Here is a 4,270-nt window from a genome sequence, read left to right as displayed (position 1 = left end):
GCCGTGTGGGGGCGGGTCACCGGCATTTTTGTCTAATGGGGGCCCGCCCCCCCGCGGGCGCCCGACGCGCGTTGTGTCCCCGGATACTGTCGAGCCTACGCGCATTGTGGCCGCATGCCCGGCTTCCCGGAGGGGTGACAGGGCTCGTGTGGTTGCCCACGAATTGTCCGCCCACTGGCCGCCGCGACCGGTCGGATTGAAACTGGTTGCGGTTCAGTGTTTTTCCCACGGTATTCGCAAGCGGGACTAAACTGAGGCCATCCACGAACCGTTGGTCCCTTCGCCCGGTGCGCGATGGTGACCGATCCGGTGTGGTCCGCTCCAGACCCCGGCGGCTTCCAGTTTCGTCACTCGTGCGTAAGGGGTCACCCAATGGACTACGTCGGCAGGTCGGATCCCGACAGCTCGGCGATACCTGGCCGCGATTTCGGACCCGCGCCCGGTTGGGCGGTCCATGCGGTGCCGGTGAACGGCGGGTGCCGCGGTCGGGAGCCGGCGGGAGTAGTGGTGGCCGCTGATCTGGAGCTGGCCGCCACGGGTCTGTGCGACCGGCTCGCGGCACCCGAACATACCGCTGAGGGCTGGTATCTGGTCGCGGACTATCTGGCGGGCGCCGAGTTCGGGAACAACCGTGCGCAGGGTACTCGGCTGCGCTGGGCCAACCGGCTGCGCTGGGATGGGCACGATTGGACGATGGGCGAATGGGTCCCCGCCAACGGTCACTCATCATGGTGACCCGCCGCGCGGCCTCCTCGCTTGCGAACCGCCTCGGGGTCTGCCCTCGGGAACGGTGCTTCTGGCACTAGGCTGGGCCGTGAGGCAACCCGCCTGGCACCCACGACGGCCGGGTCGTCGTGAGGCGATCGCCGGTAAGACGGGAGCACAGTATGGAACGGGTACCGGAGCACGGTGTCGGTGAGTTCGCGTGAGACCCGCGGATTCGGTTGCCGCACGGTTTCTGGCCGAGTTGCGAGGTAGCGCCGACGACGGGCTCGTCGCGCGACCGTCGGGTGATCGGCTGTGCCTGGCGTGTACCCGAATCCTGCCGATTTCCGGTGCCGCGGTCACCGCGGTCACCGATTCCGGCCGGGGAGAGATCCTCGGTACCGCCGGTACCGATGCGGCCTGGCTGGCCGATGCGCAGGCGGCCACGGGGGAGGGGCCCGGCCAGGACGCCCATCGCAACGGCGCGCCGGTGCGGGTGCCTGACATGTCGGCCATACTGGGCACCGGACGCTGGCCGCTGTTGGCCCAGTGGGACGGTACCCCCACCATCGCGGCGGTGTGTTCGATTCCCTTGCGGCTGGGTGCGATTCGCCTCGGCTACCTGGATCTGCTCGGTGCCGCGACGGTTGTCGCCGAGCCCGCGGCGTATCGTGACGCGCTGAGCGTGGCCGGCATCGTCACCGCCGTGTTGCTCGCCGCGTTGACCCCACCCCAGGACGGTGTCGCAGTGGATGCCCGGTGGGAGCTGTCGACCGCCGCACGTGAGATCCACCAGGCCACCGGGATGGTCGCGGTGCAGTTGGACGCCCCGGCCGCGGTCGCCTACGCCCGTCTGGTCGGCCATGCCTTCGCCGTAGGCCGTCGCGTGGACGAGGTCGCCGCCGATGTCGTGGCACGAAACCTCCGGTTCTTCCCGGACGCCGGACCGGATTCCGACAGCGGCACCCCCGAGGGCCCGATCCCGGCGCCCGAGCATTGAGATACGGCCATGAGTTCCATAGGATTTCTCAGAGAAGAGGTGAGCCGAGGATGGCGCAGAGGGACCGAGCGCTCACAACGGTGCTCGTGCGGCTGGTCGATACCTTGGTCGCCGACTACGACCCGTTGGAGCTGACGCAACAGCTGGTCGAAACCAGCGTCGAACTCTTGGCCGCCGACGCGGCGGGCGTCATGCTCGCCGATGCCGACGGGCACCTGCAAGTATTCGCCTCCACCTCCGAGGAATTGCGACTGCTCGAACTGCTGCAGATCCAGTCCGCGGCGGGGCCTTGCCTGCAAGCGTTCCATACCGGCACACCGGTCCACGTCGGCGACATCACCGAAACCACCGGGTGGCCGGTCTTCGGACAGCGCATGCTCGCGGAAGGATTCCGGGGGGTCTGCGCATTGCCGTTGCGCTTGCGTGAGGATCGTATCGGCGCGTTGAACCTGTTCACCGCCGAACCGGGCGTCCTGGCGGAGGAAGACCTGCGGATCGGACAGGCCCTGGCCGACTTCGCCACGATCGGCATCGTGCATGCTCGTGTCCTGGCCGACTCCCTGACGGTCAACGACCAGCTCGCGCAGGCGCTCAACAGCCGCGTCATCATCGAACAGGCCAAGGGCATGCTCGCCGAGCGAGCAGGTCTCGATATGGACACCGCGTTCCACGCCCTGCGCCGTTACGCCCGCGACACGAACCGCCGCCTCGCCGACCTCGCCCACGCCGTTGTCGACCGCGGCGTCGAGTTGGATGCTGTTCTCAGCGGTCACATACCCCCGCCCTGACCGTACGCGGCTCGCAGACTGACCGGCTGCTGCCGCTCGGGCAGTCGGGAACGAACGGCCCCGGGTCAGACTCGAGGTTCGGTAATCGGCCAGGTGCTGGTGATATCGAGCATCGCCGAATTGCTGACGCGGATATGGTTCTCCAGCTCCGCGACCAAGGCGCTGAGGTCAGTGCGAGCGGCGGTCACCTGCGCGTTGGTCGAATCCGATGCCTCTAAAACGCCGCGAATCGTATCGAGGCGCAGCAGCACATCCAGCAGTCGGCGCACGACTCCGTCGCCGAGGGTGAGGAAGCGATCCGACTCGTGGAATCGGTGGGCATCCGCGAATCCGGGGGCCGGTGTGGGGCGCAGGGCCGAGGCAGGGCGTTCCGGGCCAGGCGGGGGTGTCATCGCGTGCGCATTCGATTGTCCCGGTTCGAGGCGGTCGCCGTGGGACCAGTGGGTGCGGCCCCGCTTGTGAACACCGCGGCACCGCGCATGGGTATCGGTGGCGGAACGTCTGTGTCGCAATGGTGCTCGCCTGCGCGACCGGACCGGGCGCGCCGCGCGTGCATGGGGTGAGGCAGCGTCATGGTGACGCTCCTGTCTGACCGAAAATCGGCCGCCTGCGGTGATGATGCCACCTCTATCGGAAGCATGCTGATGGTCACCGCAACCACATAGCCTACACGGACCCGCCGCCTCGGTCATCGATCGATTCGGCGGGATGGGCCGGCGGGCATCGCACCGGCCACTACTGGAACCCGATATCCGATCGATCGTGACGGTCCTGTTCCCGGGTCGGCCGGGCGGCGGCGAAATCGGCGGTCCACACCGGTTGCAGCATGTGCCAGTCGGCCGGATGCGCGGCGATGCCGGCGGCGAAGCGGTCGGCCAACGCCTGGGTGGTGTGCCGTACGCCGTGCGCGGTGTCGATCGGCGCGTCCACGTGGAAACCCCAGCCGTCCGGAGTGAACCAGCATCGCACCGGCAGCAGTGGCGCGCCGGTGTCGATCGCCAGCCGCGCGGGACCGGCGGGCATGCGCGCCGGTTCGCCGAAGAAGTCGACCGGTATGCCCGAGCCGGTCAGATCACGCTCACCGAGCAGACCGACTATTCGCCCCTGCCGCAGGCGCGCGGCGAGCTGCGCGAACGGCGGTGTCGCGCCGCCGGTGAGCGGGACGATCTCGAATCCGAGCCCCTCCCGGAACCGCACGAAGCGCTGGTACAGCGCTTCGGGACGCAGCCGCTCGGCGACCACGGTCGGCGATCCCACCCGTTGCACCAGCCAGACTCCCGCCAGATCCCAATTGCCGCTGTGCGGCAGCGCCAACACCGCGCCGCGACCGCCCGCGACGGCAGCGTGGATGTGTTCGAGCCCGGTGGCCACCGATTCGATGCGGTCGGCCAGACGCACCGGGTCCATCGACGGCAGCCGGAACGACTCGCACCAGTACCGGGCGTAGGAGCGCAGGCTCGCACGCACGAGTTCGTCGGGCACCCGCTCCGGCGTCGTGGACAACACCCGGGCCAGATTGCGCCGCAACTGCATCGGCCCGCCATCGCGCGCCGCGCGATCGGCCGCGAGTTCGAACAGGCCGAGCGCCCACCGCTGCGGCAGGGCGCGTACCAGCCGCCAGCCGGCCGCGTAGCCCAGATCCGCGGCGCGCGCTCTCGGGTTCATTCCTGAAGTCTCCCCCCGCGACGCCGCCACGCACCGGAATCGAGCAAGATCCATCCCGTGCGCGCCGACCGCATCACGGCCGCAGCGGTACCGAGGGGCGCGCTCGATCACC

At 69.2% G+C, this 4,270-nt stretch carries 5 protein-coding genes; 3 read left to right on the top strand and 2 right to left on the bottom strand.

Translation table 11 applies throughout. The annotated features are described in order from the left end of the window. Positions 1–507: 507 nt before the first annotated feature. From QK444_RS33260 to QK444_RS33250, 3 genes are all read left to right on the top strand, one after another. A complete protein-coding gene (locus QK444_RS33260; RefSeq protein ID WP_282786005.1) occupies positions 508–735 on the top strand; it encodes a hypothetical protein in 228 nt (75 codons plus the stop codon). Between the two features lie 190 nt (positions 736–925). Then, positions 926–1,705, top strand: coding sequence for an ANTAR domain-containing protein (locus QK444_RS33255; protein WP_282786004.1), 780 nt, complete (start codon positions 926–928; stop codon positions 1,703–1,705). Positions 1,706–1,755: 50 nt separating this feature from the next. After that, the gene (locus tag QK444_RS33250) at positions 1,756–2,493 is read left to right on the top strand and encodes a GAF and ANTAR domain-containing protein (protein ID WP_282786003.1); all 738 of its coding nucleotides are present in this window, start codon (positions 1,756–1,758) and stop codon (positions 2,491–2,493) included. Positions 2,494–2,558: 65 nt separating this feature from the next. On the opposite strand, the gene QK444_RS33245 is transcribed toward QK444_RS33250, so the two are convergent. Both QK444_RS33245 and QK444_RS33240 read right to left on the bottom strand, forming a co-directional pair. Further along, complete coding sequence (locus QK444_RS33245) at positions 2,559–2,885, bottom strand: hypothetical protein (protein ID WP_282786002.1); 327 nt, start codon at positions 2,883–2,885, stop codon at positions 2,559–2,561. A gap of 343 nt (positions 2,886–3,228) precedes the next feature. Then, positions 3,229–4,158, bottom strand: coding sequence for a phosphatidylinositol mannoside acyltransferase (locus QK444_RS33240; RefSeq protein WP_282786001.1), 930 nt, complete (start codon positions 4,156–4,158; stop codon positions 3,229–3,231). Positions 4,159–4,270: the final 112 nt, after the last annotated feature.

It is taken from the genome of Nocardia sp. CC201C (assembly GCF_030010695.1).
In the GTDB taxonomy this organism is placed as follows: Bacteria; Actinomycetota; Actinomycetes; order Mycobacteriales; family Mycobacteriaceae; genus Nocardia; species Nocardia otitidiscaviarum.
This window is presented reverse-complemented; position numbering and strand designations above follow the sequence as displayed.